The sequence below is a fragment of the Belliella aquatica genome (assembly GCF_014637795.1).
Lineage (GTDB): Bacteria > Bacteroidota > Bacteroidia > Cytophagales > Cyclobacteriaceae > Belliella > Belliella aquatica.
In genome coordinates, this window is sequence record NZ_BMFD01000003.1 from 249,925 (window position 1) to 276,784 (window position 26,860).

The following is a 26,860-nucleotide window of genomic DNA, read 5'->3' on the forward strand; positions in this document are numbered from 1 at the left end:
TTATTTAATCAAGATCAATTCTTTTTGAGGTTCAATCAAATACCTGGCACCATCAGCAGTGACTACGGCTATTTCCTCTACTGACATGGTTTTAGTACCTCCTTCGGGTAGGTTCCAAGCATGAAATCCATCAAAAGCGAACAGCATACCTTCTTTGAGTGGTTTTACAGCAGCAGGTCTGCTCGCTGGATTTTCCAACATGCCGCCACCTAAATTTGGTCCAATGTCATGGGCTACATATCCCACAGGATGTCCGGTGCTCCACATGACATACTCAGATCCACGCTCTGTCATCCAATCACGTTGAGCTTTGTCCACTTGGTAACCTAAAACGCCTGGCTTCATGGCTTCCAAAGCAATTCGATTTCCCCCAATAGACGAGTCAAAATAGAACTGAACAGAGTCAGGCGCCTGAGTTTCTCCTTCTCTTAGGACATATGCGAATCTTTGGATATCTGATACCCACATGTCAAAAACGCGGATACCAAAATCAATTTGAATCACATCACCTGGCATAATTACTTTCTCAGTGGAATGAGAATGACCACGGTCTGGACCTGAGTTTACATTTGGGTTTTGATCAGGTGACCATGCATCCGTAACTCCATACAGCTCCATTTTCTTTTTCAGAAACTCCGCAATATCTGCATCGGTGCTTTTTCCTGGGATAATCTCTGCATAAGCTTCATATTGCCAGTCAGAGGTGAATTGAGCAGCTTGAGTCATGATTTCTACTTCTGCTGGCAGCTTGATTGCCAAAAATTCATAAACCAAATCATCAGAAGAAATTAATTTTGAGGCGTCATTTCCTAAAGCTTTCTCAAAAGCTATTCTTTGCGTATAGCTGAGACCATCTGCTAGTTCATTTTCTGAAGAACTGTTGATTGCAATATTTTTGAAATTTTGTGTTTTGATAAAGTCTGCAGCTTGAGAAATAGCAGAATTACCTCTTTCAACCGCAATTACTTCATCGTGAATTTTCAAATCCGCTAAAGCAGTGGCTTCTCCAATTGGGCAGAATACTGTTGATTTTATCTTTTCTCCATCTTTGTGGAAAAGGAAAACTGCGGTTCCGCCAGCATTTTCTCCACCTACATGATGGGCAATGGGATCATTGTTATTTTCTCTACAAATAACCGCCCAAGCATCCACGCCGGCTTCTGCCATGGCCTGAGGAAGAAGTTTTTGCAGTCTTTCTTTTCTGATTTCTGGCCAAGGACTAGTCCCTGCAAATGGATTCTGGAAAGGAGACTCTTCAGGAGTGTTTTCTTGGCAGGAGCTAGAAGCTGATAAAATAATTAATGCAATTAGCATCGATTTCAATGCATAAAATAAGTGTTTCATATATCTTAGGGGTTATTCTTTCATTCAAAATTTATGGAATTAAACATAATAATGTCAAATATAAAAACTCTTCTTATTGCAGCGGTCTGTATTATTTTATTTTCATGTAAAGAAAATGATTCAGCTCAACTGTATTACAATGGAGATATTATCACGGTGGACGATTCGAATTCTATTGTAGAATCAATGGTGATCAAGGATGGAGTAATAGTGGGATTGGGTACTTACGAAGAAATGAAGTTGTTGTTTCCTCTTAGCGAGCATATTGATCTTGGTGGGAAATCAATCATTCCTGGTGTAGTAGATTCTCACGTGCATGCGCATGAATTTGGACAGCAAACACTTAAAGCCAATCTTGAAGGAACAAAGACTGTTGAGGAAATGGTCGAGAGATTGAAAGCATTTTTTCCAAACCCCCAAGTAGGAGCATGGCTTTTAGGATTTGGTTGGGATGAAGGAGAATGGGCCAGCAGAGGCTATCCTGATAGAGAATTGCTAGATGCTGCTTTTCCAGATAATCCTATCAAACTACAAGCTTTACATGGTTTTGCTGGATTCTACAATGGAAAAGCACTTGAAATAGCAGGAATCGATAAAGACACACCTGATCCAGAAGTTGGGACGATCATTCGGAGAGAAAATGGAGAACCAACCGGAGTTTTAGAAATTTCAGCTCAGCAATTGGTCAATAAACATGTTCCAGAGGAAACTGTTGAAGATGCAAAAAGGGCTATTCTTTCTGGCCTAGAAACTTTGAAAGCTAAAGGAATTACTTCAATACACGAAGCAGGAATGACAAAAATTTCTCTTCAAGCATACTTGGAATTAGATGATGCAAACCTCCTTCCAATTCGTGTCTATGGCATGCTCAATGGCAATGATGACGAAATGATGGAGATATGGTTTGAAAAAGGGCCTATGATGGATCTAAATAGGAAGTTCCTAGTCAAAGGTATAAAAGTCTTCTATGATGGATCTTTGGGGTCTCGCACAGCATTGCTTTTTGGACCTTACTCTGACAATCCCAAAGCAGCGAGAATGACAGAAAGAATCAGTATTGCAAAAATCAAAGAGCTTGCAACAAGCGCAGCTGACAAGGGTTTTCAATTGGCTATTCATGCCATTGGAGATTTGGGAAATGATAGGATTTTGGATGTCTATGAAGAGGCTATTCTAAAGCAGCCTTTTGACCACAGATGGAGGCTAGAACATGCTCAAGTAGTCTACGAAAACTTTTACCATAGAGCAGCATCTCTTGGTGTTTGGGTTAGTATGCAGAGTAGTCATGCTGTAGGTGATCGCAATTGGGCCGAGGACAGATTGGGACCAAATAGAATAAAGCATGCCTATGCATGGAGGAATATGCTGGATAATCAAGTGCCTTTTATTCTCAATTCAGACATGCCTGGTGAACCATGGGAGCCCATGCAAACCTTGTATTTTGGAGTTACAAGAATGAGTCTTGAAAAGGATCCTCCTTCAGGTTGGTTTGCGAGTCAATCCTTAACAGTTGAAGAGGCACTGAAGGCCATGACTATAGATGGTGCACGATCAGCTTTTATGGAAGAAATGACAGGTTCTCTAGAGCTAGGGAAATTTGCTGATTTTGTGATTCTTTCCGACAATCCACTGAAAGTAACGCCACAAAAAATTAAAGATATTCAAGTTGAACAAGTGATTGTACAGAAGAAATGATACTTTGATTTGCTTCAAAAAAAACAGTTAGTTTGCAGCTTTAAAAGTTATTCATGAAAATGATTAAAATGAAATGTTATGAAAAATAGAAATTTCTTTTTGTTTGTTTTGTTTTTTAGCTGTGAAGAAATGAAGTCTTCCAAAGATGTTTTTTTCGGTAAAACAGTTGTTTTAGAAGAAAATCTAGAGACGATACAAGTAAGTCCAGTTTTATTACTTGAAAAAGATATGCTTATTACTCCTGATCATCTTATAACCTTAGGGGCTGACCAAGGAGCTTATTTTAAAGTTTTTGACTTGCAAAGTCTAGATTTAGTTGGTGAGTTTGGAAATGAAGGAGAGGGCCCTGAGGATTTTACAATGCCTTTTTCATCTGGTATGACTGTAAGTGGTGAACAACTAGTCATTGGTGATCTGTTGTCGATGCGTTCAGCTGATTTAAACAGCGATTTTTGGTCAGAGGAGAGTCAGTTTTCTAGAACAGCCTATCCGTCAGAAATGATCCCTTTAAACTTTCCATTCCTTTTAAATCCAAATACGATTTGCGGTCAGGTTGAAATGTCTTCTAAGCACATCACTTGCTTCGATATTAAGAGTTTCCAGTTTACTGAGCTAGTAGATTATCCTGACTTTTTTTCTTTTAACAATGAAAAACCTTATGAAAGAGAAAGAATGTTTCAAAATCAATCACGAGTTTCACCAGATGGTAGCTATATCGTATTGACCTATTCATATTTGCCTTTAGTTAGAATTTTTGATGTCAAATCAGGAGGTCTAAAGGAAGTATTTATTAAGAATAACAGAGATTTTTATTCCAATAACTCAGGGAACAAAAATCAAATTGCACCTGATAACCAATTGTTTTATAAAAATGTAAAAGTGTCGAATAAATTTATTTATGCTTTTTATCAAGAGGAAATTATTGAAGATGATCCTCAAAGTGAAGGTGGCCTAAGCTCCAGAAGTATATCTGATAAGGAATTGCATGTTATTGATTTTGAAGGAAAACCTATTAAGAAGATAATCCTTCCGGAATGGGCGAATGTGTTTTCGCCATCCTTGGATGATAAATTTATTTACTTTTTACATCCAGAAATTGAAGATCAGATTTTCAAATTTCCATTGGAGCAATGAAATTCATACCATTATTTGATTGGGTTAAATCTTCCAAGATTTGATGTCAACTGATTAAGGACATTGGATTCTATTGTCTCTTTGTTTAAGGGAAATAACTTTGCTAGCATTGACTTCAAAAAAAAATCTTTAAATTCGAATTCGAAAAAATCAAAAACATATGAAAAAATCAAATGCTTGGATGATGGCCATTTTGTTGGCTGGATCAATGACCTTTTACGGTTGCGGCGGAGAGAATAAGACAGAAGAAGAGACAACTACAGAAATGGAAGGGATGGAAGAGATCGCGCCTGTTGAGGAGCGTGCTAGTCCATTAAGAACTACATCAGGAAATGTAGGTGACAATGTAAGCCTAAGTGTTCAGTACGGAGCACCTTCTGTAAAAGGAAGAGTATTGTGGGGAGATTTAGTTCCTTACAATGAAGTATGGAGAACAGGTGCCAATGAAGCCACTTTTGTGGAATTTGCATCAGACATCATGGTAGAAGGATCAGTCCTTCCAGCTGGAAAATACTCTTTGTTTACTATTCCTAGAGAATCAGGTAAGTGGACCGTAATCTTCAATTCCGAGTGGGATTTGGAGCATGGACATTTCCAATACAAAGAAGAATTTGATGTGCTTAGAGTAGAATCTACACCAACTTGGGTAGAGGAAAGCCAAGAGCAACTTTCTGTTTCTGTTGAAACTCCAGGTATTGTTGTGAAATGGGAAAAGTTAGTGTTGCCAATTGCAATTGGATAAAAAAATAGTTATTGGTTAATTAAGTGATTTGTTAACTGGTAATGCATCAGATAGAGAACTTGTAAATAGGTTTCTATTTGAAAAAATTAAAGGGAAGAGCTTCTAGAGTTCTTCCCTTTTTTTTAGTCCTGCCAGGTTTTCAAAATCTAGTAGATCTTTTACATTTCGTATGTTATCTTGATTTTTCCAAGGCGCGTTCTACATCTTTGATGATGTCTTCTTGATGCTCCAAACCAACAGAAAGTCGAATCAAACCATCAGAAATCCCGACTTTGGCACGCTCTTCCTCACTGAGTTTGCTGTGTGTGGTCGAGGCGGGATGCGTGATGATACTTCGGCTGTCTCCCAGATTTGCAGTCACGGATATCATCTGCAATTGATCTATAAATCTTTGCGCTCTCTCGATGCCACCCTTTAAAGTTAGCGTGATGATTCCCCCTCCATGCTTCATCTGCTTTTTGGCCAAATCATATTGCGGATGAGTTTTAAGAAATGGATATTTGACAAAATCTAAGTCAGTACTTCCCTGAAAATAATTGGCTACAGCAAGGGCGTTTTCACAATGTCTATCCATCCTGACAGCCAAGGTTTCCATACTTTTTGCCAAAATCCAAGCATTGAATGGAGAGATAGATGGCCCAGTATGTCTGGTGAAAAACTGAACTTCTTTGATCAATTCACTCTTGCCTAAAATCAGACCTCCCAAGACCCTTCCTTGTCCATCTATAAATTTGGTAGCAGAGTGAGTGACAATATGAGCACCCCATTTTGCGGGTTGCTGTAAATACGGCGTAGCAAAGCAATTGTCTACCACCAAGATGAGGTTATGTGCTGCTGCGAATTTCCCTACCCATTCCAAATCGATGATTTCCAAACCTGGGTTAGAAGGTGTTTCGATAAAGAGCATTTTGGTGTTGGGTTGTACTAATTTTTCCCAATTGGCGATGTCAGAGATATCTCCATAGGTAGAACTGATCCCCCATTTCGGAAATACTCTCGTCAAAAGTTGATGAGTGGAACCAAATAGGGATCGAGAAGCCAAAATATGATCTCCTTGCTGAAGCAAAGAAGCCATACTTCCGAACATGGCGGCCATTCCTGAGGCAGTTGCTATACCGTCTTCTGTTCCTTCAGCCGCACAAACTTTTTCTATAAGTTCAGAGGAATTTGGATTTGCATATCGGGAATAGATATTTCCTGGAATTTCCTCAGCGAACATCGCTCTCGCCTCTTCAGCAGAGTCAAATGTAAAACTTGAAGTAAGGTATAAGGGCGCAGAGTGTTCTCTTTGATTAGATTTGGATGCATTGATTCGTATGGCATCAGTTTCGAAGTGTGACATGGTATCTTAATTAACTATAGATTAGTTATTCGGTTGAGAAATTTGGGAGTATGGTATCTTGAGTAAGGTTGCAATATGAAAGCAATTCTGAGGAAATAAAATAGAAATACTAAAGCCATATAATAGAAACAGTGTGAAAGTAGTATCCACAACGAACATATAACAGTATCCTATCTTTGCGATGTAAAGCATAGAAGATGGAATAACTGAATAAAATAAAAACTGAATTGTAAGCTGCATGGCGTCTAATTTATAGTTCCCGATTTGGGCAGGTTTTGGCACCTTTCATCTGGGTTATGATGGTTGCCAGAGGGTCGCTGAGCCTGTTCTCTCACCTCTTCTTTATAAATCATTTATGTAATTGGCTACAAAGTAAAGTCCTATTCCCTAAAAATCAAAAAAATACCCTCACAGATTTCTGCTTAATTTTAGATTTAAGAAGGTAGATTTTAGATTTGGTACTCTCTCAGATTCCACTGATTTCGCAGATCAAAGATTTTTAAATCTAAAATCTAAATTCCAAAATCTCCTCAATCATTAAACTGCGTCATGGCCATGTTGATGCCAACAGTGCAAAAGGCAAGTGTCATGTCGATGGCTTTGTCCATGAAAATTGGGAGTTCTTCAAGTTCTTTGGGTGTCCAGCGGCCTAGGACGTAATCTACTTGTCTACCTTTTGGGAAATCATCACCAATTCCAAATTTCAATCTTGGGTAATCTTGGCCACCGGTCATTTCTTCTATGTTTTTAAGTCCATTGTGTCCTGCTGCAGATCCTTTTCCTCGCATTCTTAATTTCCCGAAGGGAAGTGCAACATCATCAACTATAACCAGAACATTTTCTTTCGAAATATTCAATTCCTTCATCCAATAATTCACCGCTTTTCCGCTGAGATTCATATAGGTCGTTGGTTTGATCAGATGGAATTGTCTGCCCTTGAATTTGAATTCTGCAGTAAATGCCAAGCGACTACTTTTCCAAGTTGCAGCATGTTTATCAGCCAATCTATCGACAGTCAAAAAACCCACATTGTGGCGAGTCAATTCATATTCAGGACCAATGTTTCCCAATCCAACGATTAAATATTTCATATTGCTTGAGTCAAGACTTTAACTTTTTATTAAGAGACATGTCTACCTGCTGTGTAGAATTGCTATGTCTGATGTAGAAGGTGCAAAAATAAAAAATCCTGCTCGCGAACAAGCAGGATTTTTAAATATTGTAATAAGATTAACTTATTCAGCTTTCTTACCTCTAAGTGCTCTAGGGATACCGATGGTAGCGATAGATACGTTAGGGCTTGTTAAGATTTCGAAACCTTCAACTGAAAGTTCACTTACTTTCACAGACTTACCTAGGTCAAGATGAGAAATGTCAACTGGAATTCTATCAGGAAGATTAGAAGCCAAACCTTTTACTTTCAAAGTTCTAGCTTTCATCTCTAATTTACCACCTTTGATGATACCAGGAGAAGTTCCTTTGATCTCAACAGGGATGTCCATTTTGATATCTCTGTCTTCTGTAAAGGCTAAGAAGTCAGCATGAAGTAATACTTCACTCACTGGGTGAAACTGAGCGTCTCTTAGGATAGCTTTTACTTTTGTACCTTCGATGTTCAAATCTACCATGTGAACGTCTGGAGTGTAGATCAAGTCTCTGAAAAGGATGGCAGGCGAATAGAAGTGAATTTGTTCCTTGATACCTGGACCATATACTACACATGGTACATTACCTTCCTCACGGATTTGGTTCAACTCTCCTTTTTCGAGATTTGCTCTTTTAAACCCTATAATCTCTAAAGATTTCATAATTTTTAAAATTGATTGTTATAAATAATTGAATAATAATTCTTAAATAAATAATGCTGATATCGAGGTATTACCCGTAACCGCATGTATTGCCTTAGCAAATAAATCTGATACAGAAATCACTTTAATCTTTTCAGATATTTGCTTTACTGGGATGGTATCTGTGATGACAAGCTCTTTCAAAACCGAATTTTCGATATTTTCATAAGCTTTTCCTGATAGTACACCATGCGTGGCAATAGCTCTTACCGAGAGTGCGCCTTTGTCCATGATGATTTGTGCAGCCTTGCAAAGTGTACCTGCTGTGTCTACCAAATCATCTACTAACACCACGTCTTTTCCTTCTACATCCCCAATTACCTGCATAGAAGCAACTTCATTTGCTCTTTTTCTGTGCTTATCACAGACTACCATTTCTACTTCAAAATGCTTGGCATAAGATCTTGCTCTTGCTACACCCCCTACATCAGGAGCTGCGAAAATTAGATTTTTTGCATCTAGCCTTTCCAAATAGGGCACAAAGATAGCTGAACCATTCAAATGATCCAAAGGTATATCAAAAAATCCCTGAATTTGTCCTGCATGTAGGTCGCAAGTCATGATCCTATCTGCCCCCGCTGAGGTCAAAATGTTAGCGATAAGCTTGGCAGCGATGGAAACTCTTGGACGATCTTTTCTATCTTGTCTTGCATAGCCATAATATGGAATGACCGCGCAAACTTTGTATGCACTCGCTCTTTTGGCCGCATCGATCATCAGGCAAAGCTCAAGTAAGTTGTCTGCTGAAGGATTTGTAGATTGGATTAGAAATACGGTGCAGCCTCTGACTGATTCATTGAAGCTAGGTGACATCTCACCATCACTGAATTTGGACATCGTCAAATCACCTAGTTTTTTACCATAGTGCTTTGCAATTTTTTCTGCTAGTAATTTGCTGTTGGTTCCGGAGAAGAGTTTAACCTCAGACATGTTTTTAAGAAGGTTTTGGATTGAATCGAAATGATTTTTTGGATACTTGTAAAGGTAATGATTTTTGTAAGCTTTCTGAAAACCTAAGTTTTCAATATAGGTGAATAATTTTATTTAACTTTTTGAGGAACAAGAGTTTGATCCTGTAGTTTTCCGATGATGTCGTAGAGATCAAGTGTCAAACAGAAATCAATGTCTGATTCAATGTTGTGATTTTGAAGTCTCTTAGCATGGGAAGCCTGAGCGAGAAATCCCTTCAAATCAGCTCGATTAGCTTCGTATAATGCTTTCATAGCAATCGCGCCATCGCAATCAAACTCAAAATCACCCGCCAATGAACTCACCAATGCTCCCGCATAAAGGGAATCTTCCAAGTTGAATTTTCCTTTCCAACCTGCGCAGTGAATTAAGACATCATTGTCCTTCGATTTGAGATATTTGGCTGTTGCTGCCAAATTCACAAATGCGCCCACCAAAATTTCTGCGGAATTGATCTTTGATTTTTCTATTGCCACGGTGCCATTCGTAGTCGTCATGGCAATTTTTCTGTTTGCATAACTCCCATCCAAATAAGCTAATGGAGAATTGCCCAATTCGAAGCCTGCCTCAATGATTCCATTTCTTTCACCTGCGACCACATAACCCGATTGTGCCATCATCCTGCAAGTTTCTAAGTCTGCCACTGGAGTAACACTTTCTACGTTATTCGCCAATGCTGCCATCATGGTGGAGGTGGCGCGAAAGATATCCACGACCACTATGATTTTATTATCAAGCTGATGGAGATGAATTAATTCTGGACTAAAACAGATTTCAATTTTTTTGGACATGATATAAAAGCAAAAACCCGCAAAAGCTAAAAGTAGCAAATGCGGGTTTAAATTATTTTTTAAGAAGGGGAAGCTTTTCGATTTTTGCCGCCAAATTTTTATTTCTTACAGTAATGGCAATGTCTGTTCCTGGAGCAGCGTATTCGGTCTTGACATAACCCATGCCGATACCTACACCCATTGAAGGAGACTGCGTTCCAGAGGTAACTTCTCCAATTACTTCTCCAGCTGAGTTGACGATGGGATAATGACCTCTTGGAATACCTCTTTCTTGCATGATAAAACCAATAAGTTTTTTATCCACACCAGCTTCTTTCTGTTTTTTCAAGTTTTCACTGTTGATGAAATCCTTGGTGAATTTGGTAATCCAACCTAGACCTGCTTCCAATGGAGAAGTTTCATCATTGATGTCATTTCCATAAAGGCAATAGCCCATTTCCATTCTCAAAGTGTCTCTAGCACCTAGCCCGATCGGCTTGATGTCATAGGATTTTCCAGCTTCAAAGATGGCGTTCCATACTTTTTCGGCATCCTCGTTTTTGACATAAATCTCAAATCCACCTGCACCAGTATAGCCTGTTCCTGAGATGATTACATCCTGTATACCTGCAAATTCACCAACTGTAAAATGATAAAACTTCACTTCTGAAAGATTCACAGGAGTGAGCGCTTGCACTGCTTCGATGGCTTTTGGTCCTTGAACAGCAAAAAGAGAAAGCGTATCAGAAATATTCTCCAAATCAGCACCCATTGTATTGTGTTGATTAATCCATGCCCAATCTTTGTCTATGTTGGAAGCATTGACTACGAGCATGTATTTTTCATCTTCAAATTTGTAAACGATCAAATCATCAACAATACCGCCTTTTTCATTTGGGAAACAAGAGTATTGTGCTTGTCCGTCGATCAGTTTAAAAACGTCGTTTGAAGTTACTTTTTGAATAAGATCCAAAGCTTTTGGACCTGTAACCATAAATTCACCCATGTGAGAAACATCAAAAACTCCTACGCCTTCGCGGACTGTTTTGTGCTCTTCCATATCAGAGGAATAGCGAACAGGCATATTGTAGCCAGCAAAAGGAACCATTTTTCCTCCCAAAGCTACGTGGAGGTCGTTAAGTTGGATTTTTTTGATAATATCTTCCATCATCGGGTTTATTTCTTTAAGGCGCAAAGGTAATTTATAAAGGTGGATTACAAAAAGCAGGAACAGCCTTTTTATTGAACTTATTTTTTATCTTGCTAACTTGAATGATTAATTTGAAATAACCCTTTAAAAAATAGTTTTATGTTTAAGAGTAAGGAGTCAAATCCTTTTTGCCTGAGTATACTCAGTTTTTTTATTATTACATCATTAAGTTTCACACTTTTAAATTGTACTGAGGACAAAGCATCATTCCAGCAATTTAATGAGGAAGTGCCTATTTATGGAGAATTTGTAAAGGAAATCTCTATATTCAGTCAAAGTAATGTGAATCTGATGGTTGTTGATTCTTTTTTGGTTATTCAAACTCGTCAGGATAATGTTTTAAAAGTATACAACACAAATAATTTTCAACTTTTAGTTGAATACGGAACTATTGGAAATGGAGATCTTCAATTTGGTACTCCAGAATTATTAAAGAATTATAGACGGACCACAAATAAAAACTCTCCTATTATTTCAGTATATGATTTAGATAGAAGAGAAATCAACGAGATAGATTTACTTGGATTGATTAACGATGAACCTCAATTCCATAATCAAAACCCTATTGATGATAGAGATAATTACTATTTAAATTTCTATTACAGTTCCGAAGAATATTATATTGGAGTTCCTGATGGATCGAAAAAGTTTATATTATTTGATAGAATCGGAAAAAATGAAATTATTTTCCCGTATACGCCAAAGTTAGATTTTGAAATTGAGCCAGTATGGATGTATTCAATTTATAGACCAGCAATAGCTGTGAATAAGGGAAAAAAGAGAATAGCTGCTGCAACGATGTTGATCCCAAATCTAGAGATTTCTGACTTTGAGCAAAATTTAATAGCCTCGGTAAGCTATGACACTGTAGATTCTCTCAAAAATGGATTAGAGGTATATAGAAAGAGTGAATGGTTTGATTCAAAGCATTTTATTAAAGATATAGATTCAAACAACGATTATATTCTTGGGCTAAATTACAACAATTCATCCACTGCTATTTATAATAACTACGATCATCAAGATTTGAATTTTTTACAATTTGATTGGGAGGGAAACCTCTTAAAGAAATTCATTTTAGCTGATAATAAATTTGTCGAATCATTCGCAGTCGATTTCGATAATAATAAAGTGTATTGCTTTCTACCTCACGAGAAGGAATACAACCTTTATGTCTATGATTTAAACTAAAAAAAGCCTTTCCGTAATGCGGAAAGGCTTTTTTGATTGCTATTTAACTTTTCAAATCTTAGACAGAAAAACTTTCTCCACATCCGCAAGTGCGGGAAGCGTTTGGGTTTACAAATTGGAATCCTTTGCCATTAAGGCCATCGGAAAATTCCAAGATGGTTCCAGCCAAGTAAAGTAAACTCTTTCGGTCTACCAAGATCTTTATGCCTTTGTCTTCGAATACATGGTCTGTTTCTGCCAAGCTCGCATCAAAGCCTAAATCATACATTAAACCGGAGCAACCGCCACCTTTAACAGAAACTCTTATATTTTCATTTTCAGATCGGCCTTCCTCTTTTCTAAGTTCTAAGATTCTATCTTTTGCCTTTTCAGAAACTACTATCATATCTTATAATTTTCAATTTTCTCGAATCACAAGCAAAACAACCTATGATTTGAAATGATTCAATTACAAATATACTTTTGTAGGCACTAAGTAGCAAATCTCTTTCCAGTACAGTTTTAGGAACTGGGTTTTTGTGCTAGAAATCTTTCCTTTTGAAAATCCGCATAGCAGTTGCTACAGGCCAAGACATCCAAATCAGGAGAATAAAACTTGATAGCAGTATACCTTGGGCACTTCCAAAGAAGTTTTGGAAAAAGGCTCCTGTATAGCCCATCAAAGTAGAAATGTCCAACTTCATAAGCATGATGATTCTTCCCAAGTCAACTGGATTTAGAAATACTAAGCCTAAAGTGGTTTTTTCGAGAGGGAAATCTGATAGGCTGTATATCAAGTAAAGTACGAATCCATCATATATCAAGGAGAAATATATCCAAAAGGAAAGGCTGATACCTATTGCCTTAGCTTTGTCTCGTGTCATCACAGATGCCAAAAAAGCAAGTCCGGCAAAAACAATAGAAAGGGCTATCCCAATGGCAAGTAAGATCAGAATACTTTCATCCGCTCCCCATATCAGCATGGGGATCCCAAAACCAATTACTATTGCAGCGCTAAGCATGATGATGACTGCCAAAATCTGGCTAAGGAAGACATTTCTCCGCTTCACAGGTTGGGCGAGCATCAATTCGGTGAATTCAAGGTTGTTGAAGAAATGAGTAGTGGCAAACACTGCTGCAATTAATGGAACTATCATCAGCATGATATTGAGCAAACTGAGTGAGACTTTGCTGAGGTCTTCGGACACTTGGTAGATCGATACAGCAACCAAAACCATAAAGATGGTGTAGAGAATGGCGAATCTGCTTTTTAGAATATCGTATAGCGAATATTTGAGTAGCTTAAACATGGCTCAGTTCAGTTTTGGTTTGCTTTTTTTTTAAACTCCATTCCATCAATCTGGCGATGGCAGTCGTGAATCTTTCTTCTCCCGTAGTTTCTTTTAGCATTGCGACGCTGTCATTAAAGAAGATGTCACCTTCAAAAATATAGATAGCTTGATCGGTGAGTTCATCCAATTCGCTCAATATGTGGGAGGTAATCAGAATCAATTTTCCAGAGTCTCTTTCTTTCTTTATTTTGTTTTTTAGGGTTTCCACTGCCATGGGATCTAGTCCAGCAGTAGGTTCATCTAGGATTAAAATATCTGCATTGAACATAAAGGCTAGTGCAGCACTTACTTTTTGCCTTGTTCCTCCGCTCAAGGTGTGCATAGGTTTATCCATCATTTGATTTAGACCAAAAGATTCCATGAGTTCTACGTCATATTCTTTGATTTCAGGGCGCATGTCTTGCATCATTCTGAAAAGCTGCCCAATTTTCATATTGTCAGGATAGCGCCCTATTTGTGGCATATAACCAATATTTGAGCGGTATTTGAAGTTGTTTTTGATGGACTCTCCTTGGACGATAACATCACCTTTGTTGGGAATGACCATGCCAAGGATGATTTTGATTAAAGTTGTTTTTCCTGATCCATTGGGTCCCATCAGGGCATAGCTTTTTCCTGCTTCGAATTCTAAGTTGAATTCCTTAAGGACATCTAGCTTTCCGAATTTTTTGGATATATTTCTAACTGAGATCATAAGGTTTCATTTTTGGACTGTTGTCAATCATATTTTCAGGGGTGATAGCAGGGATGATTTTTTCCATTCTATCGAGGAGTGTGACTAGGAAGCTTCTCCAAAGGATAACTGCTGAGGGGATTTTTTCTACAATCACAGAGAATAAACTTATCGGACGGTAGGGGATATCACCCACTTTATCTTTGTTCAGATCATATCCTTCGTACTTATCCCAATAATTATCTTTAAGTGTGTTGAGTACCACACTGCCATTGGTGCTGATGTCGAATGTATTGGCAGAAAAATTATTGGCTTCGAAAGTATTGTTGTCACAGCTTGCCATCAGTTTGAGTGCCCAACCGTTATTTGTGAAGGAGTTGTTTTTGAAAATGGTACGGCTGCTTCCTTCCATGTAGATTCCAATAGTGTTTTTACGGAAAATATTACCTGTAACTTCAGAATCTGAGATGTCTTTGAGAAGAATACCGTATGAACTTGCTCCTTCATTTTCTTCAAAAATGTTGTCTTTCATTATTACATTTCGCGTATACATGACTGCTACTCCCGCACCATTTTTCCGAAAAGTATTTTTGATATAGCTATTGTTATGAGAAAACATAAAATGTAAGCCGTAGCGCTTGTTTTCATGAATTATATTGTTTTGGCTGATGGTGTTGGTGACAAATTCTAGGTATATCCCGTCTCTATGTCCTTTTACATCATTTCCTTCTATCAGAGAATCCTTGCATTTCCAAAGGTGGATGCCATTTCCTGTCTGATACTCTCTTTCAGCTTCTGAAAACAGTTTATTGTTTTTGATAGTGAGGTTAGATGAATTTGAAAAATGTAGGCCAAAGAAGGTGTTTTCTAACTCAATGTTTTCTACGCTGCAATTTTTGGAATCATAAAATTTAATGGCTGCTGAATCATCGATATTGGATCTACCTGTATTAATGATTCTGAGTCCATTGAAATGTATATTTTCTCCCGCCACGATGAATACGTCTCCCTGATCCCGACCATTGATGACCGGCATTCCTTCACCGATTAGCGTAAGTGGCTTCCGGATGATGATATCATGTTCTAGATATTCGCCCGCACTTAGAGTGATAATATCTCCAATAGCTGCCCTTTCCACAGCATCTTTAATAGAATCTCCCGGCTTCAACCGTATCGTTTCCGCCCAAGCTGTGGTGTTGAGGAGAAAGAAAAGAATTATTAGTGCTTTCATGGATATTTTGTTTAGATAAGAGAATGGAGATTCTAGAAGGAATTAGAGATAAGAGCCAAGAAGTAGACATGGCTGATCTTATTCTATTATTTCGAGAGAAGAGAGAAATTTCTTTTTCCTCACTTAAATTGAGTCACCAATTCACCCCATGCCAAATAAATACCACCGTGTTCGGCTTTGTGCTTTTTGAGAACTTCATAGTCAGAGAAAGCCACGATATTGCTTGCCATGGGTGTTTTGAAGTGTGGTGATTTGAGGTAGAAAGCAACTGTAGCATCGGTGAGGGATTCAGGTGTGTCATAATCTGTGATCAGCACATGCTTGATATCTTCCTCTGTGACTTCCTTGCTATCGATGAACGCCATCAGGCAATTGACATCATCGAAGATGAAGATTTTACCTTTTTGAGTGACTACTTCGGCACCGTATTGTGGATCCATCAGTTTCATTTTGCAGTGGTGGCAACTGTCTTGACCATAATTGATGGCACGAGGATCAGCATTGCAAGCAAATAAAATTATCGCTGTGAGGAAGATTAGAAATTGCGTTTTCATGATGTGATTAGAATAAAGTGAAAACTAGATCAGATTGACAAGAATCCGGAATCATGTCTTTAAATATTTTGATTCGGATGATTCGCTTTTTTGTCTTGGATAAAGAATCGAATGATCACGAAAAGCAGTAGAATACCTGAAACAGAAATAATCCAGCCTCCGGTATCGGGACCTGAGTATGCGAGAAAATTAAGTAGTTCCTTATAGCCTATTAGAGGTGGCTGATAAGCCATTCCTGGAACTTTGATCGCAGCCATTTGGTCTAAGTTGTGTCCGTAATCATAGCCCCACAGATACATATCCACTAAGACTCCAATACCGAGTAGTGAAATCAACCCTAAGAATGTGTATGCTGCCCATCTTCTTGCGATCCATGCAGCTAGTATTCCAAACCCAATGATAAATGCGAAAACATAGATCAAATAGGTGAATTCAGGGAACATTTCTACACCAATATGCTTCATTCCGATATAATGGTTGACTCCATTGATGATGTCTACATCACCACTAAGCTTATCAATCCAAATTTTCATATTGAGTCCTTCAGGATATTGAGGAGCCCAAAGACTGATTTGCCAGAGTGGTGTGAAATAGGCTGAAATCATTAGTAAGGCTGATATCAATACTAATAATCGATTGATAGAATCTATTTTTTTCATGACCTTAGAGGTAAGCCACCGGCATTGCTGCCGGTGGGGTTTTATAGGGTTTATTCTCCTGTTGAGTACTTGATTTCTGTATTAGATCCCGCTGGAGATACTCTGAGGTATCCTTGCATTTCTTGGTGAAGTGCCGAGCAGAAGTCTGTACAATAGAATGGAAATACACCAACTCTATCTGGTACCCACTTCAAAGTGGCAGTTTCACCTGGCATGATAAGCAGTTCTGCCGTATTGGCTCCTTTGACAGCAAAACCGTGCGGAACATCCCAGTCTTGCTCAAGATTCGTCACGTGGAAATATACTTCATCTCCCACTCTCACGCCTTCAATGTTATCTGGTCTAAAGTTCGATCTGATAGAAGTCATATAGATGTGAACTTTATTTCCATCTCGTTCTACACGTGCATTGTTGATGCCTTTGAGAGCTCTTGGGTGATTATTGTCTTCTAGACGGTAGAATTTCACCTGCTTGTCTTTGATTAAGGAAGCAGGGAAGGCCTCGGCATAATGTGGTTCTCCGATAGTAGGGAAATCCAAAAGCAACTGCATTTTATCTCCTGAAATGTCGTAAAGCTGGGCTGAATGAGCTAATTCAGGACCTGTAGGTAAGTATCTGTCCTTGGTGATTTTATTGTAAGCTACCATGTATTTTCCATGTGGCTTACCAGTTGGTCCGCCTGGGATCATCAAGTGGCCTACAGAATAATACGTCGGAACTCTATCCAAAACTTGAAGCGTTTCGATATTCCATTTCACAATTTCAGACGATACAAACATTGAAGTGTAGGCATTTCCTTTTCCATCAAATTCTGTGTGCAGTGGGCCTAAACCTGGTTTTTCGACTTCTCCATGAAGCACAGATTCATATTTCAATACTGGCATACCGTCAATAGTGCCTTCGAAATCTTGTTTTTCTATGGCATTTAGCATCTTAGTAAAAGAGAATACTGGGATAATTGCAGCTAATTTTCCACTTCCGATGATGTATTCACCTGTCGGGTCAGTATCTGTACCGTGAGGAGATTTAGGACAAGGGATAAAGTAGATGATGTCTTTCAGTTCCTTTGGATCCAAAGTCAGAATATCTTCTTTGATGGTAGAAGTAGCTGTGTGATTAGATTCATCCCAAAGGTTGTGCGCATATTTAGCCTTAGACTTTTTGCCTTTTCCTTCTTTGATGTATTGCTCAGCCTTTTTCCAGTTGACAGCCATAATGTAGTCTTTGTCCTTTTGAGAAGCATTTACTTCCAAAAGTGTATGGGCCATCTCAGTATTGTAGGTAGAGAAAAAGAACCAGCCGTGAGATTTTTTCTTCCCAGCACGTGCAAGATCAAAATTGAATGGAGGTGCCTCGATTTGGAAGGCCAAATCCATATTTCCATGCTCTTTGTCCACAGAGATGAAAGAAATGGTTCCTTTGAAATTCTCTTTATAAGAATCAATTGCTACATCCTTATTATCCCCTGTTGGAACTGAAAAACGTGTGCCTGCGACGACATACTCAGTGTTTTCAGTGATAAATGGAGATGAGTGATTACCCGCAGAGTTAGGGATTTCAATTATTTCCACTGTTTTAAAAGTAGTGAGATCCACTCTAGCAATCCTTGGGGTATTGTTTCCATTGGCGAAAGCCCACCTGGCATCATGCTCTGCATTGGTGGTGGAAATGGCTATATGGTGAAGATCATCCCAAGGCACAAAACCATGGACTGTATTCAGCATTGGTTTGGACTCTTCTGAGAATCCCCATCCATTTTCTGGATGCACGGAGAAAACTGGAACAATCTTCAAAACCCTGCCTGAAGGTAATCCTACTACAGAGATTTGACCATTAAATCCACCGGAGACGATATTATAAAATTCGTCATGCTCTCCCGGCGCTACATATACTTTACTTGCGGCATCTCCTGAAAGGGCTGATTGAGCACCTTTTGGTTTGCAGCCAGGGGCAAAAGCCATGGCTACCACAGCTCCTGCTAATAACCATAATCTTGTTTTCATTTTCATCGAGTTTAAATTTGGTTTAATTCATAGCTGCATCACTGCCGCCAGTTCTTTCGAAATCATTTTTTCTAAAATATTCCAAAATCTGTCTGGATTCATCCAAAGAGATGTTTTGATTCGGCATTCTTGTCAGACATTCCTCGAATAGCTTTTGGGCTACAGGATCTTCATCCAGCATCACATCTACATTGGTGATCATATTCATGATCCATTCTGCTCGTCTTCTATTCGTCACTCCTTCAAAGCCCGGCCCTACGACTCTTTTTCCATCATATTGATAGCAAGCTGTACATTTCATATCAAGGATAGCTTTTCCTTTTTGAGCCAAAGCCTCATCAATGCCGTCTCCTAAATCCACATTTTTGATTTCACCAATCCCTTTTGGGTCAGCTACTTTTTCTTTTTGAGCGCTTGGAGGAGTATAGGAGCCTTGGTTTTCGCTACTTCCACCACCACAGCTGACCATCAAGAGCATTGCAGCTCCTAAGGACATGAGTACTGTACTTTTCATCGTTTCTGTGTTTTTTGATTTAAATTGATTTTTTTGTTTATGAATAAATTTGGGTAATTGGTGCTTTTGAAAAGATGCCTGCCACTGAGCGATTAAAAGAAAGATTAATCCGAGTGGGAAAAGTGCTGATGCCAAGAATATCAGAAGATGGTATTGTGGAATGAATCCCATTTTAGCCCAGAGAAGTGTGCCTTGAGTGAGCAAAATGATTTCAGAACTTACAAATGCAAAGGCGAGCGTTATCCAACCGATTTTACTGATTAAATTTTTTACCAGCCAATTTTGATTCAAAGCCAAAGCCCCTAATCCGAAAGTAATGGCCCCAAGCATGACCAAGTGAATGAATCCGATTACGTAGTTTCTAATCGTGAAGGCAATATTTGCTACATCGGGAATAATTAAGGCCGCCTGAATTGCTGCTTTGGCAAGCAGGCTGATCAATCCTATCCATAGCAGGTGATTGATCCAATTTTTTGAAAGATTAGTCTGGTGATTTAAGTATTTGATTGCAGATTTTAAGATTATCCAGTACGCAAAAGCTTGAAGAATCACACCAATTGCATTTGTAGCAAGCAGATAATTTGAAGGATTACTCCAAGCTACAGATAGTGCAAATGTTAGAAAAAGAGATAGGTGTAGTGCGATCAAAATCGGTGTTGATATTTGGACTGAGTAACCTTTTTTCTCCATGAAGGATAAAAGCAGACCGAGTAGGGCATACACAAACCAACCATTGAGTTGAAAGTGAAGAAACCATTGCACAGATAGATAGTAAAGAGGATGCAAACGGCCTAAAATGGAACCTATCGGTGCAATAGCCCACAAACCTATCGTAGAAACGACCATCCAAACAAGGCTCAGCATGATCAAGGTTTTGCCAGTATTTGACTTAATATTTTTCAAGTCTTTGAAAAAGTGATATGTAAAAGCATAGCTTAGCAATAGGTGAAAGGTAGAAAAGGCAATGCTGAAAAGTCCGTAACCTTGAACCGGAAAAGTCACCATCATTCCTAAATTGGCAATGACAGTGAGAAGAAATATTTTTCTGTAGATGTTAAGTCGAATAGGGTTTTGTATAAAGGTGAATACAAGTATTCCTGTGACCAACAAATATCCCCAGCCTAACAAGGCTATGTGAGAATGTGCATGTAAAAGATTTTTGTATTCTAAAACGGGAAAATCTCCAATAAAAAAGTAGCGCATCGCTAAACCGAAAACTGATGCGCAGAAGAAAAAGAATACTGCCCAAGTCATCCAAGTCTTGGGAAGAGACTTGGCGACAATAGAAGGCATTTGCGTGGATTCCATATATTTATGGGCAGTATTCATGACTGATTAAGCGTTTAGCTTTTGATATAATTGTTTGGCTTTTGGAAAGAGGAGATTATTCTCTAAGTGAATGTGCGTGTGTAAGTCTGCTTCAAATTCTTTGAGCATTTCAAAGGCTACGCGATAAGTCTGACAGCCATCAGGAGGACAAGTATAGCCATCCGTGATAGTGGAGATTTTCCGAAATCTATCGCCCTCTGTTTCATGCTCGTGTTCCATCATTGCGATCGGATTGTCTATATGTCCAAAATGTGCTTCTGATAATGGAAATCCACTCCTGTCTGCTTCTTCCATGGCTTTGATATATGGGAAGAGCACCAATTCTTCTTTTTTCATATGAGTCGTCAGCGCATCAGCTGCTAAGAGGAATTCTTGAGCAACTTCGAAGAGTTCAGCATGTCTACCACCGTGAACTGCCGCGAGTTTTGGGAGATAAATTTTCAATGCAGGAATGGTTTTTTCTACATATTGATGGTGGGTGTTGACAATGTGGTCTATCATTTGGCTAAGACCAAAATCTTTGTAATGCACTTCTTCTGGTGAGATTACAGCTTGCTCTAAATCAGTTAAGATACTGTTGAGCGGCACGCCGTTTTTCTCACAGGCATCATTGAGGCTAATACCACCCTTGCAGCAGAAGTCAATCCCATATTTGGTGAATACTTGTGCTGTCTTGAAGTTGTCTGCGACGATGCCGCCAACTTTTCTATTTGCTAATTCCTGTATCATGTGTACTTGTGGTTTATGGAAGACTATTTTATCTTTTATTATTTTAAATTTTTTTAATATTTAAGAAAGCTTTTGCCATCATTTACCCCTTCGGCAATTTCTTTTAGATTAGAGGTCAGGAGCATTCCTGTTAGATGTTCTCGGATCGCTTTGAATTTGTGATGAACAGGACAAGGATGATCTTCGGAACATTTTTTTAAGCCTAAGGCGCAACCTGTAAAGATCATATCTCCATCAATTGCTGCTACAACTTGAGCGATCGTGATGGTATTCGGGTCTCCTTGTATCGCAAAGCCCCCGTGTGGGCCTTTGGCAGAACTGAGCAATTCCACTCTCACCAATTGCTGAAGAATCTTAGCGGTAAAAGCCTCCGGGGAATCTATAGCTTTTGATATTTCCTTTAATCCAGCTCTCTGCATCCCTTCAGGAAGTGATGCCACATAAATCATGGCGTTGATTGCATATTTACAGGCTTTGGAAAACATCTCTTCTTTAATACAGGACAAATATATCTTTTTTTAAATAAAGACAAAAATATCCTTTAATATTTTTTCAAATAAATTGTCCAAACCTTTCAGTTATATAGGGGTTCTTCAATTAACTCAAAACTTACAAGATGAATTACCTGATCAAAGAAGAAAAGCTTGAACTTAAATATGTGCCAGGTAAGGGAGCATGGACCTATCATATCACTGTTCCAAATACTAAAAGCATCAAAGGAAAGTGGGGTGAAATAAAAGTTTCAGGATCGATAGACGGGTACCCCACTACACACATGAATCTGGCGCCGATGGGAAGGGAAGACAGAAGGCTTTCAATCAACGCAGCAATAAGAAAAGCGATTCATAAAACTGGTGGCGATACAGTTAGCGTGACCTTATATTTGGATCGAGATAGCCAAGAGTTAGGTGAGAAGGAGATTAGGGAAACCTTTAGAGAATCAGGGGTCTTGGAGCATTTTGAGTCCTTATCAAATGAGGATCAAAAGATTATGATTGGTAAAATTTTGGCTGAGAATTCTGATGAAAAGCAACTGAGACTGCTTGTGAGCTATATCGAACAAGCTCTTGTACCTAGGATGGGATGAAAAAAAGAAAACTGGAAAATCTCCCAGTTTTCTAATCTTGTTCATTAACAATTTAATCCTTATTCTTTCTTTTGAACATCATTTGCCCAAGGTTTTCATACTTCAAATCAGTAAGTCTAGTAATGTTAAATCCTACGAGGAATCTTCCATCCCAAGGGTTATTGCTGTTTAGCACATGATTGTACTGAGGAACCATCCACTTATAATTGCCAAAGAACATCTGGAATGCATGGAGTGGCGTGGCCACTTCAATTCCAAAGCTAAGGTTAGGGTTTGGGTTATTCATGTTGTGCTTTGTCAGAGGCTGATCATAGTTTGCGATGAAGGCAAAAGCGTCAGAGATCTTATATCTTCCCATTACGCTAAATGAGAAATGGTCATTTTTCATTTTGGCGATTTTATTTTCCTCAAAGATGAATGCCTCGACACCATTAAAGTGAGAGAAATTTACTGATCCTTGAATCGAAAAGTCTCTTGTCACCTTCTTTGATACCATCAATTGATGGAAATAGCTATACCGGTCTGTGGTGTAAATAAATCCAGCCTGAGGTCTTGAGTCTATGGCAATATTTCCAAAGTAGGTCACACTAACAGGCCATCGATCATCATTGTCCTCACTGATAAATGCGTATTTCAAGTTGAAGTCCCAGAGCATTCTATCTTTAGATAGACCAAAGCCAACCATCAAGTTGTCGAAGGGTACGTAGCTGAATCCCATTCTGATATTAGAGGGTGCATATAATCCCCAAAGATCATCAAAACCATTGTTGATAGTCCCAAACCTATGGAGAATATCAAATTGAAGTGTTTGCTTCATTGGTACCAAGGTAGTCTGATTATCTATCAGCCAAGTACTTTCAAAAGTGTTTCCAGATCTTTGGAGCTTTCTACTGTGAATTTCAATAGTTTGCAGTTCATCTTCGGGATTTTCAAGCAGCAATTCCTGTTTGGTTTTTTTCTGAGCTTGCGCTTCTGGCACGATTGTCAAAAAAAGACCAAATAAAAGAATGCTGATAACAGGTGTTAATATACTTTTTTTCATGATTCTTCAATTTAGTTGTTGAGTGCGCCCTGTCTGATCCAAGCGAGTACTTTAGCATTATAAGTCGCATTGGGACCGCTGAGCGGCATTGCCAATCCTCGATTTCCCTGCATCCATTGAATTAGTTCTGAATTTTCAGGATTACTCGTATTGATGTAATTCCCGTTGATTAGTTCGTTGTATGCTCTTTCTAGCCTTAGATCTGGGGCAGAGGTTCCTCCATGGCAAGCTGTACTATTGCAACTAGTATTGAAGATGACCATTAGATCTTCGGAGAAAGATATTTCTCCCAAGTTCTCACCTGTATCAGGTAGATTTTGATCATAGTAACACCCGTTGAGAATGAGGATTGACATTAATGCCAATCCTATCAAATATTTAATTTTAGTAGACTTCATAGCTTCTTATTTTTTGGTTAAAGAATTTGGTTTGGATTTTAGTCTAAAACCAATGAATTAAGAAGAGATTTATCATCTGTATGGCAAGTAGCACAAGTGACAGACTCAAGAGAACTTGCTCCTGGATGTGCAGCACTTTTCAACCAATCTGAAGTGTATTTCGGCATTAGGGCTTGTTTTACCCAATTAGTTTCTAGCGCTGGAAGACTATTCCAGTCCACACTTTGAATGTTGCTTACCGATACAGCTTGTATATCTGCAGAGTTTGCATTTGACATTTTATAAGGTAGAGAAATATCATGTGTCTCTGATCCAGCTCCAGAATCATGCATAGCGAAACTCACTCCATAAATGGCTCCTGTTCTTAATTCAGAAAGGTCTTCATCTCTATTTGAATCAGTTCTTAGTTTTCTGAATAGCGTTACAGTCCATTCATTTGTATTTGGATTAAACGATCTCTCGGATTTCACATCATGTTGATCACTTGGATAGATGAAGCCAACACTTCTTGTTACCATTGCTTTTTTATTGCTACTATTCCATTCTGCATGGATTTCATTGAGCTTTGTCAATGCAGCTGCTGATGTTGTGATGTTAGATTCTGCTGCCCAATATGATCTCCATGTATTGAAATCTGTAGATGCCACATCACGGAGGTGAGCCGGTAGATGATCTACAGATCCTAATGCCACATAGACTAAATACCCCAGATCAAGCGAATTCATTTTATCTCTTGTATCGAATGTTTTGTCCTGATATACAACTAGTAAAGATGTATTTCTATCTACATTTTTCACAGTAGGAATCTCTCCTTGTGGGTTGATTAGTATCGCATTGTTATCACCAACTAAGAAAAAACTAGGTATTGTAAAATTACTAGGCATATTTTTTCCTTTGTTGAAGACAAATCTTGGCAACCCATCTACTAAAACTGGATGTCCAGTGCCAGCCAAGGCTTCCTGATTTTCTCTTAGCCTATCACCACCAGATCTTAAAAATTTGGTGGGAAGTGTTCCTAAGTTATCCCTGATTCTCTCAGTATTATTGATGGCAACATCTTCCGCATATCCCATAGGTCCAGAACGTGCACCTCTCCAATGCCAATGATCCAGAACGTCATTTGTTAGTAAGTGATGGCTATCCATGTTTGTGTGACAAATAATCGCACAACCAGCTTCTGCAAATCCTTGAATACCTGCCTGTGTTTTATTCAGCATTACTGAAATCCGATCTTCTTCCATCCTTTCTCCTGAAGGGAGTCTGTCGAATTTGGTCCCATTGTGCATTAACATGTCATGAAACTGCATCGGGTAATTCTTTCCAGTATTTGGAAGTCCCGTTGGATAAAGTTTTTTCTGAGTCTTCCATGTAAATCGAAATGCTACGTCTGTGGCATCGTAAGCCACTTGGAGTTTAACTTGTGTTTCACCAGGAGTTACAGGGGCAGGTTCGAAAATTCGATCATCATGCGTACAGGATGCGATTATACTCCCTATGAAAAAAATACTGAGGAGCAGCACGCTGTACTTGTTGGAAATTAATTTTTGATATTTCATAGTGCTTTAGAATTTGGTTAATTATATAGTTTGTTTGAATTGCTATTATGTAAATTTACAGATACTAGAAAGGGGTGGGACTGACTTATTCCACTTAAAAAGGTGACTTTCATCAGTTTGTAATAAATCCCAAGGTTTTTTTTATTAATATTGGATATGATGTTTTTATCATTTCTATCTGGCTATTTAGTTAGCTTGCGATACCCTAAACTTTAAAAATCAAATGTCCATATGGCAAAAATCTTGATGCTTTACGGTTCTATTGACGGACAAACAAAGAAGATATGTCTTGAAATAGAGAGGTGTCTCAGAGAAGGGGGTGATGATGTTGTGAGTGGTGATGTCATTTTCTTTTCGAAGACTTTAAAGGATTATGACAAGATTATTTTAGCCTCGAGTATTCGATATGGGAAGCACCATCCAAAAATATTGTCCCTGATCGAAGAGGATTCAGAGTTTCTTAATAAGATAAAGTCAGTTTTTATTTCAGTTAATTTGGTCGCAAGGAAGCCCGAAAAGAGAACTAAAGAAACGAATCCTTATGTATCAAAATTTTTTAGACGAAGCAGTTGGTCTCCAAATTTGATAGGGATATTTGCAGGAGCATTGGATTACAGTCGATATTCCTTTTGGGACAAATACATGATTAAATTAATCATGATTATCACCAAAGGTCCTGTTTTTTCAAATCTCCCAATTGAATACACAGATTGGGATCAAGTGCGAGATTTTGCAGAGGAGATTAAAAAATTATAGTTGAATTTTGAGAATTTGATCTATTTGTAAAAATAAAAATCCCAACCGTTCAGATTGGGATTTTTTGAATTAGATAGTTACGAATAATTCTTCTTTTGATCGGCGGACTTTTTTGGCGTCTACCATATGGTCAGCTGTACTGTCTCGATATCCTAAAGCGAGAAGTGCAGAACTTCCCATTCCCTTTTCATCCAAGCCTAAGATTTGATCAATTTCGGCGGCGTTAAAACCTTCCATTGGAGTGCTGTCTACCTCTTCTTCCGCAGCTGAGACTAAAGCTGTACCCAAGGCGATATATGCCTGCTTAGCTGCCCAATTGAAGATTTCATCAGAAGTTTGCTTACTGAAGTTGTCTTTCAAGAAGGTGGCATACTGATCCAAAGAGCCTTTTTCCATCCCTCTTTCTTCATAGACCAAGTCAAAATAGGTATCGATCTGTGCAGGTGTTATATTTTTCCATGCCGCAAATACAAGCAGGTGAGAACTTTCCAATACTTGAGGTTGATTGAAAGCAGCTTTGTGAAGCTTCTCTTTGGTTTCCTGATCCTCGATAACCAACACTGTGAAGGGCTGCAATCCATTTGAAGTTGCAGTTAATCTAATTGATTCAAGGATGTTCCCCAATTTATCTGAAGGTACTTTTTGACCATTCATTCTCTTGGTCGCATAGCGCCACTGTAGATTTTTAATTACTGAATTCATATTGTTTTTTAATTAATCAATGTATATACACGTAATTTTAAAAAAGAGTTCA

27 protein-coding genes and 1 riboswitch are annotated in these 26,860 nt (G+C 38.5%); of the genes, 6 read left to right on the forward strand and 21 right to left on the reverse strand.

The window, feature by feature from the left end; genetic code table 11:
* Entirely contained in the window at window positions 1-1,344 is a 1,344-nt protein-coding gene (locus tag IEV57_RS05980; protein WP_188440638.1) for a M24 family metallopeptidase, read from the reverse strand.
* A gap of 51 nt (window positions 1,345-1,395) precedes the next feature.
* On the opposite strand from IEV57_RS05980, the gene IEV57_RS05985 reads away from it, so the two are divergent.
* The 3 genes from IEV57_RS05985 to IEV57_RS05995 all read left to right on the forward strand — a co-directional run bounded on the left by IEV57_RS05985 (window position 1,396) and on the right by IEV57_RS05995 (window position 4,915).
* Window positions 1,396-3,039, forward strand: a complete 1,644-nt coding sequence (locus tag IEV57_RS05985) for an amidohydrolase (RefSeq protein WP_188440640.1) — start codon at window positions 1,396-1,398, stop codon at window positions 3,037-3,039.
* Between the two features lie 78 nt (window positions 3,040-3,117).
* On the forward strand, window positions 3,118-4,173 hold the full coding sequence (locus tag IEV57_RS05990; protein ID WP_188440642.1) for a BF3164 family lipoprotein: 1,056 nt from the start codon (window positions 3,118-3,120) through the stop codon (window positions 4,171-4,173).
* 160 nt (window positions 4,174-4,333) lie between these two features.
* On the forward strand, window positions 4,334-4,915 hold the full coding sequence (locus tag IEV57_RS05995) for a DUF2911 domain-containing protein (protein ID WP_188440644.1): 582 nt from the start codon (window positions 4,334-4,336) through the stop codon (window positions 4,913-4,915).
* Between the two features lie 172 nt (window positions 4,916-5,087).
* Here the strand turns inward: IEV57_RS05995 and IEV57_RS06000 are convergent, their stop codons facing one another.
* From IEV57_RS06000 to gcvT, 6 genes are all read right to left on the reverse strand, one after another.
* A complete protein-coding gene (locus IEV57_RS06000) occupies window positions 5,088-6,257 on the reverse strand; it encodes a trans-sulfuration enzyme family protein (RefSeq protein ID WP_188440646.1) in 1,170 nt (389 codons plus the stop codon).
* A 247-nt stretch (window positions 6,258-6,504) separates the two neighbouring features.
* Window positions 6,505-6,608: riboswitch (SAM riboswitch) on the reverse strand.
* A gap of 179 nt (window positions 6,609-6,787) precedes the next feature.
* Window positions 6,788-7,348 (reverse strand): aminoacyl-tRNA hydrolase, encoded by a 561-nt coding sequence (gene pth / locus IEV57_RS06005; protein ID WP_188440648.1) that lies wholly within the window; start codon window positions 7,346-7,348, stop codon window positions 6,788-6,790.
* A 144-nt stretch (window positions 7,349-7,492) separates the two neighbouring features.
* The gene (locus tag IEV57_RS06010; RefSeq protein ID WP_188440650.1) at window positions 7,493-8,065 is read right to left on the reverse strand and encodes a 50S ribosomal protein L25/general stress protein Ctc; all 573 of its coding nucleotides are present in this window, start codon (window positions 8,063-8,065) and stop codon (window positions 7,493-7,495) included.
* 42 nt (window positions 8,066-8,107) lie between these two features.
* On the reverse strand, window positions 8,108-9,034 hold the full coding sequence (locus IEV57_RS06015; RefSeq protein WP_188440652.1) for a ribose-phosphate pyrophosphokinase: 927 nt from the start codon (window positions 9,032-9,034) through the stop codon (window positions 8,108-8,110).
* Between the two features lie 110 nt (window positions 9,035-9,144).
* Window positions 9,145-9,864 (reverse strand): 2-phosphosulfolactate phosphatase, encoded by a 720-nt coding sequence (locus IEV57_RS06020; protein ID WP_188440654.1) that lies wholly within the window; start codon window positions 9,862-9,864, stop codon window positions 9,145-9,147.
* A gap of 52 nt (window positions 9,865-9,916) precedes the next feature.
* Entirely contained in the window at window positions 9,917-11,011 is a 1,095-nt protein-coding gene (gene gcvT, locus IEV57_RS06025; RefSeq protein ID WP_188440917.1) for a glycine cleavage system aminomethyltransferase GcvT, read from the reverse strand.
* A 141-nt stretch (window positions 11,012-11,152) separates the two neighbouring features.
* On the opposite strand from gcvT, the gene IEV57_RS06030 reads away from it, so the two are divergent.
* A complete protein-coding gene (locus tag IEV57_RS06030; protein WP_188440656.1) occupies window positions 11,153-12,244 on the forward strand; it encodes a hypothetical protein in 1,092 nt (363 codons plus the stop codon).
* 58 nt (window positions 12,245-12,302) lie between these two features.
* Here IEV57_RS06030 and IEV57_RS06035 read toward each other — a convergent pair whose 3' ends face one another.
* From IEV57_RS06035 to IEV57_RS06080, 10 genes are all read right to left on the reverse strand, one after another.
* Window positions 12,303-12,629, reverse strand: a complete 327-nt coding sequence (locus IEV57_RS06035; protein ID WP_188440658.1) for a HesB/IscA family protein — start codon at window positions 12,627-12,629, stop codon at window positions 12,303-12,305.
* Between the two features lie 136 nt (window positions 12,630-12,765).
* On the reverse strand, window positions 12,766-13,533 hold the full coding sequence (locus tag IEV57_RS06040; RefSeq protein WP_188440660.1) for an ABC transporter permease subunit: 768 nt from the start codon (window positions 13,531-13,533) through the stop codon (window positions 12,766-12,768).
* Entirely contained in the window at window positions 13,526-14,269 is a 744-nt protein-coding gene (locus tag IEV57_RS06045) for an ABC transporter ATP-binding protein (RefSeq protein WP_188440662.1), read from the reverse strand. Before IEV57_RS06045 ends, IEV57_RS06040 begins: the two co-directional genes overlap by 8 nt.
* Entirely contained in the window at window positions 14,256-15,479 is a 1,224-nt protein-coding gene (gene nosD, locus IEV57_RS06050; protein WP_188440664.1) for a nitrous oxide reductase family maturation protein NosD, read from the reverse strand. The genes IEV57_RS06045 and nosD overlap by 14 nt, the downstream gene beginning before the upstream one ends.
* A 119-nt stretch (window positions 15,480-15,598) precedes the next feature.
* Window positions 15,599-16,033: a nitrous oxide reductase accessory protein NosL gene (locus tag IEV57_RS06055; protein ID WP_188440666.1), complete on the reverse strand. Its 435-nt coding sequence runs from the start codon at window positions 16,031-16,033 to the stop codon at window positions 15,599-15,601.
* Between the two features lie 59 nt (window positions 16,034-16,092).
* Window positions 16,093-16,692: a hypothetical protein gene (locus IEV57_RS06060; protein ID WP_188440668.1), complete on the reverse strand. Its 600-nt coding sequence runs from the start codon at window positions 16,690-16,692 to the stop codon at window positions 16,093-16,095.
* 50 nt (window positions 16,693-16,742) lie between these two features.
* On the reverse strand, window positions 16,743-18,695 hold the full coding sequence (gene nosZ / locus IEV57_RS06065; RefSeq protein WP_188440669.1) for a Sec-dependent nitrous-oxide reductase: 1,953 nt from the start codon (window positions 18,693-18,695) through the stop codon (window positions 16,743-16,745).
* Between the two features lie 22 nt (window positions 18,696-18,717).
* On the reverse strand, window positions 18,718-20,538 hold the full coding sequence (locus tag IEV57_RS06070) for a cytochrome c (RefSeq protein WP_188440670.1): 1,821 nt from the start codon (window positions 20,536-20,538) through the stop codon (window positions 18,718-18,720).
* A gap of 6 nt (window positions 20,539-20,544) precedes the next feature.
* Window positions 20,545-21,267 carry an iron-sulfur cluster repair di-iron protein gene (ric, locus tag IEV57_RS06075; RefSeq protein ID WP_188440671.1) on the reverse strand — a complete coding sequence of 241 codons (723 nt, stop codon included), beginning with the start codon at window positions 21,265-21,267 and terminating at the stop codon, window positions 20,545-20,547.
* Window positions 21,268-21,320: 53 nt separating this feature from the next.
* The gene (locus tag IEV57_RS06080) at window positions 21,321-21,752 is read right to left on the reverse strand and encodes an RrF2 family transcriptional regulator (protein ID WP_188440919.1); all 432 of its coding nucleotides are present in this window, start codon (window positions 21,750-21,752) and stop codon (window positions 21,321-21,323) included.
* 131 nt (window positions 21,753-21,883) lie between these two features.
* Here IEV57_RS06080 and IEV57_RS06085 point away from each other — a divergent pair, with 131 nt between their 5' ends.
* Entirely contained in the window at window positions 21,884-22,354 is a 471-nt protein-coding gene (locus tag IEV57_RS06085) for a DUF1905 domain-containing protein (protein WP_188440672.1), read from the forward strand.
* 52 nt (window positions 22,355-22,406) lie between these two features.
* On the opposite strand, the gene IEV57_RS06090 is transcribed toward IEV57_RS06085, so the two are convergent.
* Genes IEV57_RS06090 through IEV57_RS06100 form a run of 3 tightly spaced genes read right to left on the reverse strand, consistent with a single transcriptional unit; the run spans window position 22,407 to window position 25,350 of the window.
* Window positions 22,407-23,396 (reverse strand): DUF5777 family beta-barrel protein, encoded by a 990-nt coding sequence (locus IEV57_RS06090; RefSeq protein ID WP_188440673.1) that lies wholly within the window; start codon window positions 23,394-23,396, stop codon window positions 22,407-22,409.
* 11 nt (window positions 23,397-23,407) lie between these two features.
* On the reverse strand, window positions 23,408-23,794 hold the full coding sequence (locus tag IEV57_RS06095; RefSeq protein ID WP_188440674.1) for a hypothetical protein: 387 nt from the start codon (window positions 23,792-23,794) through the stop codon (window positions 23,408-23,410).
* A 38-nt stretch (window positions 23,795-23,832) separates the two neighbouring features.
* Complete coding sequence (locus tag IEV57_RS06100) at window positions 23,833-25,350, reverse strand: ethylbenzene dehydrogenase-related protein (RefSeq protein ID WP_188440675.1); 1,518 nt, start codon at window positions 25,348-25,350, stop codon at window positions 23,833-23,835.
* Window positions 25,351-25,581: 231 nt separating this feature from the next.
* Here IEV57_RS06100 and hemG point away from each other — a divergent pair, with 231 nt between their 5' ends.
* Window positions 25,582-26,106 (forward strand): menaquinone-dependent protoporphyrinogen IX dehydrogenase, encoded by a 525-nt coding sequence (gene hemG / locus IEV57_RS06105; RefSeq protein ID WP_188440676.1) that lies wholly within the window; start codon window positions 25,582-25,584, stop codon window positions 26,104-26,106.
* Between the two features lie 69 nt (window positions 26,107-26,175).
* On the opposite strand, the gene IEV57_RS06110 is transcribed toward hemG, so the two are convergent.
* Complete coding sequence (locus IEV57_RS06110; RefSeq protein WP_188440678.1) at window positions 26,176-26,808, reverse strand: NAD(P)H-dependent oxidoreductase; 633 nt, start codon at window positions 26,806-26,808, stop codon at window positions 26,176-26,178.
* Window positions 26,809-26,860 lie beyond the last annotated feature (52 nt).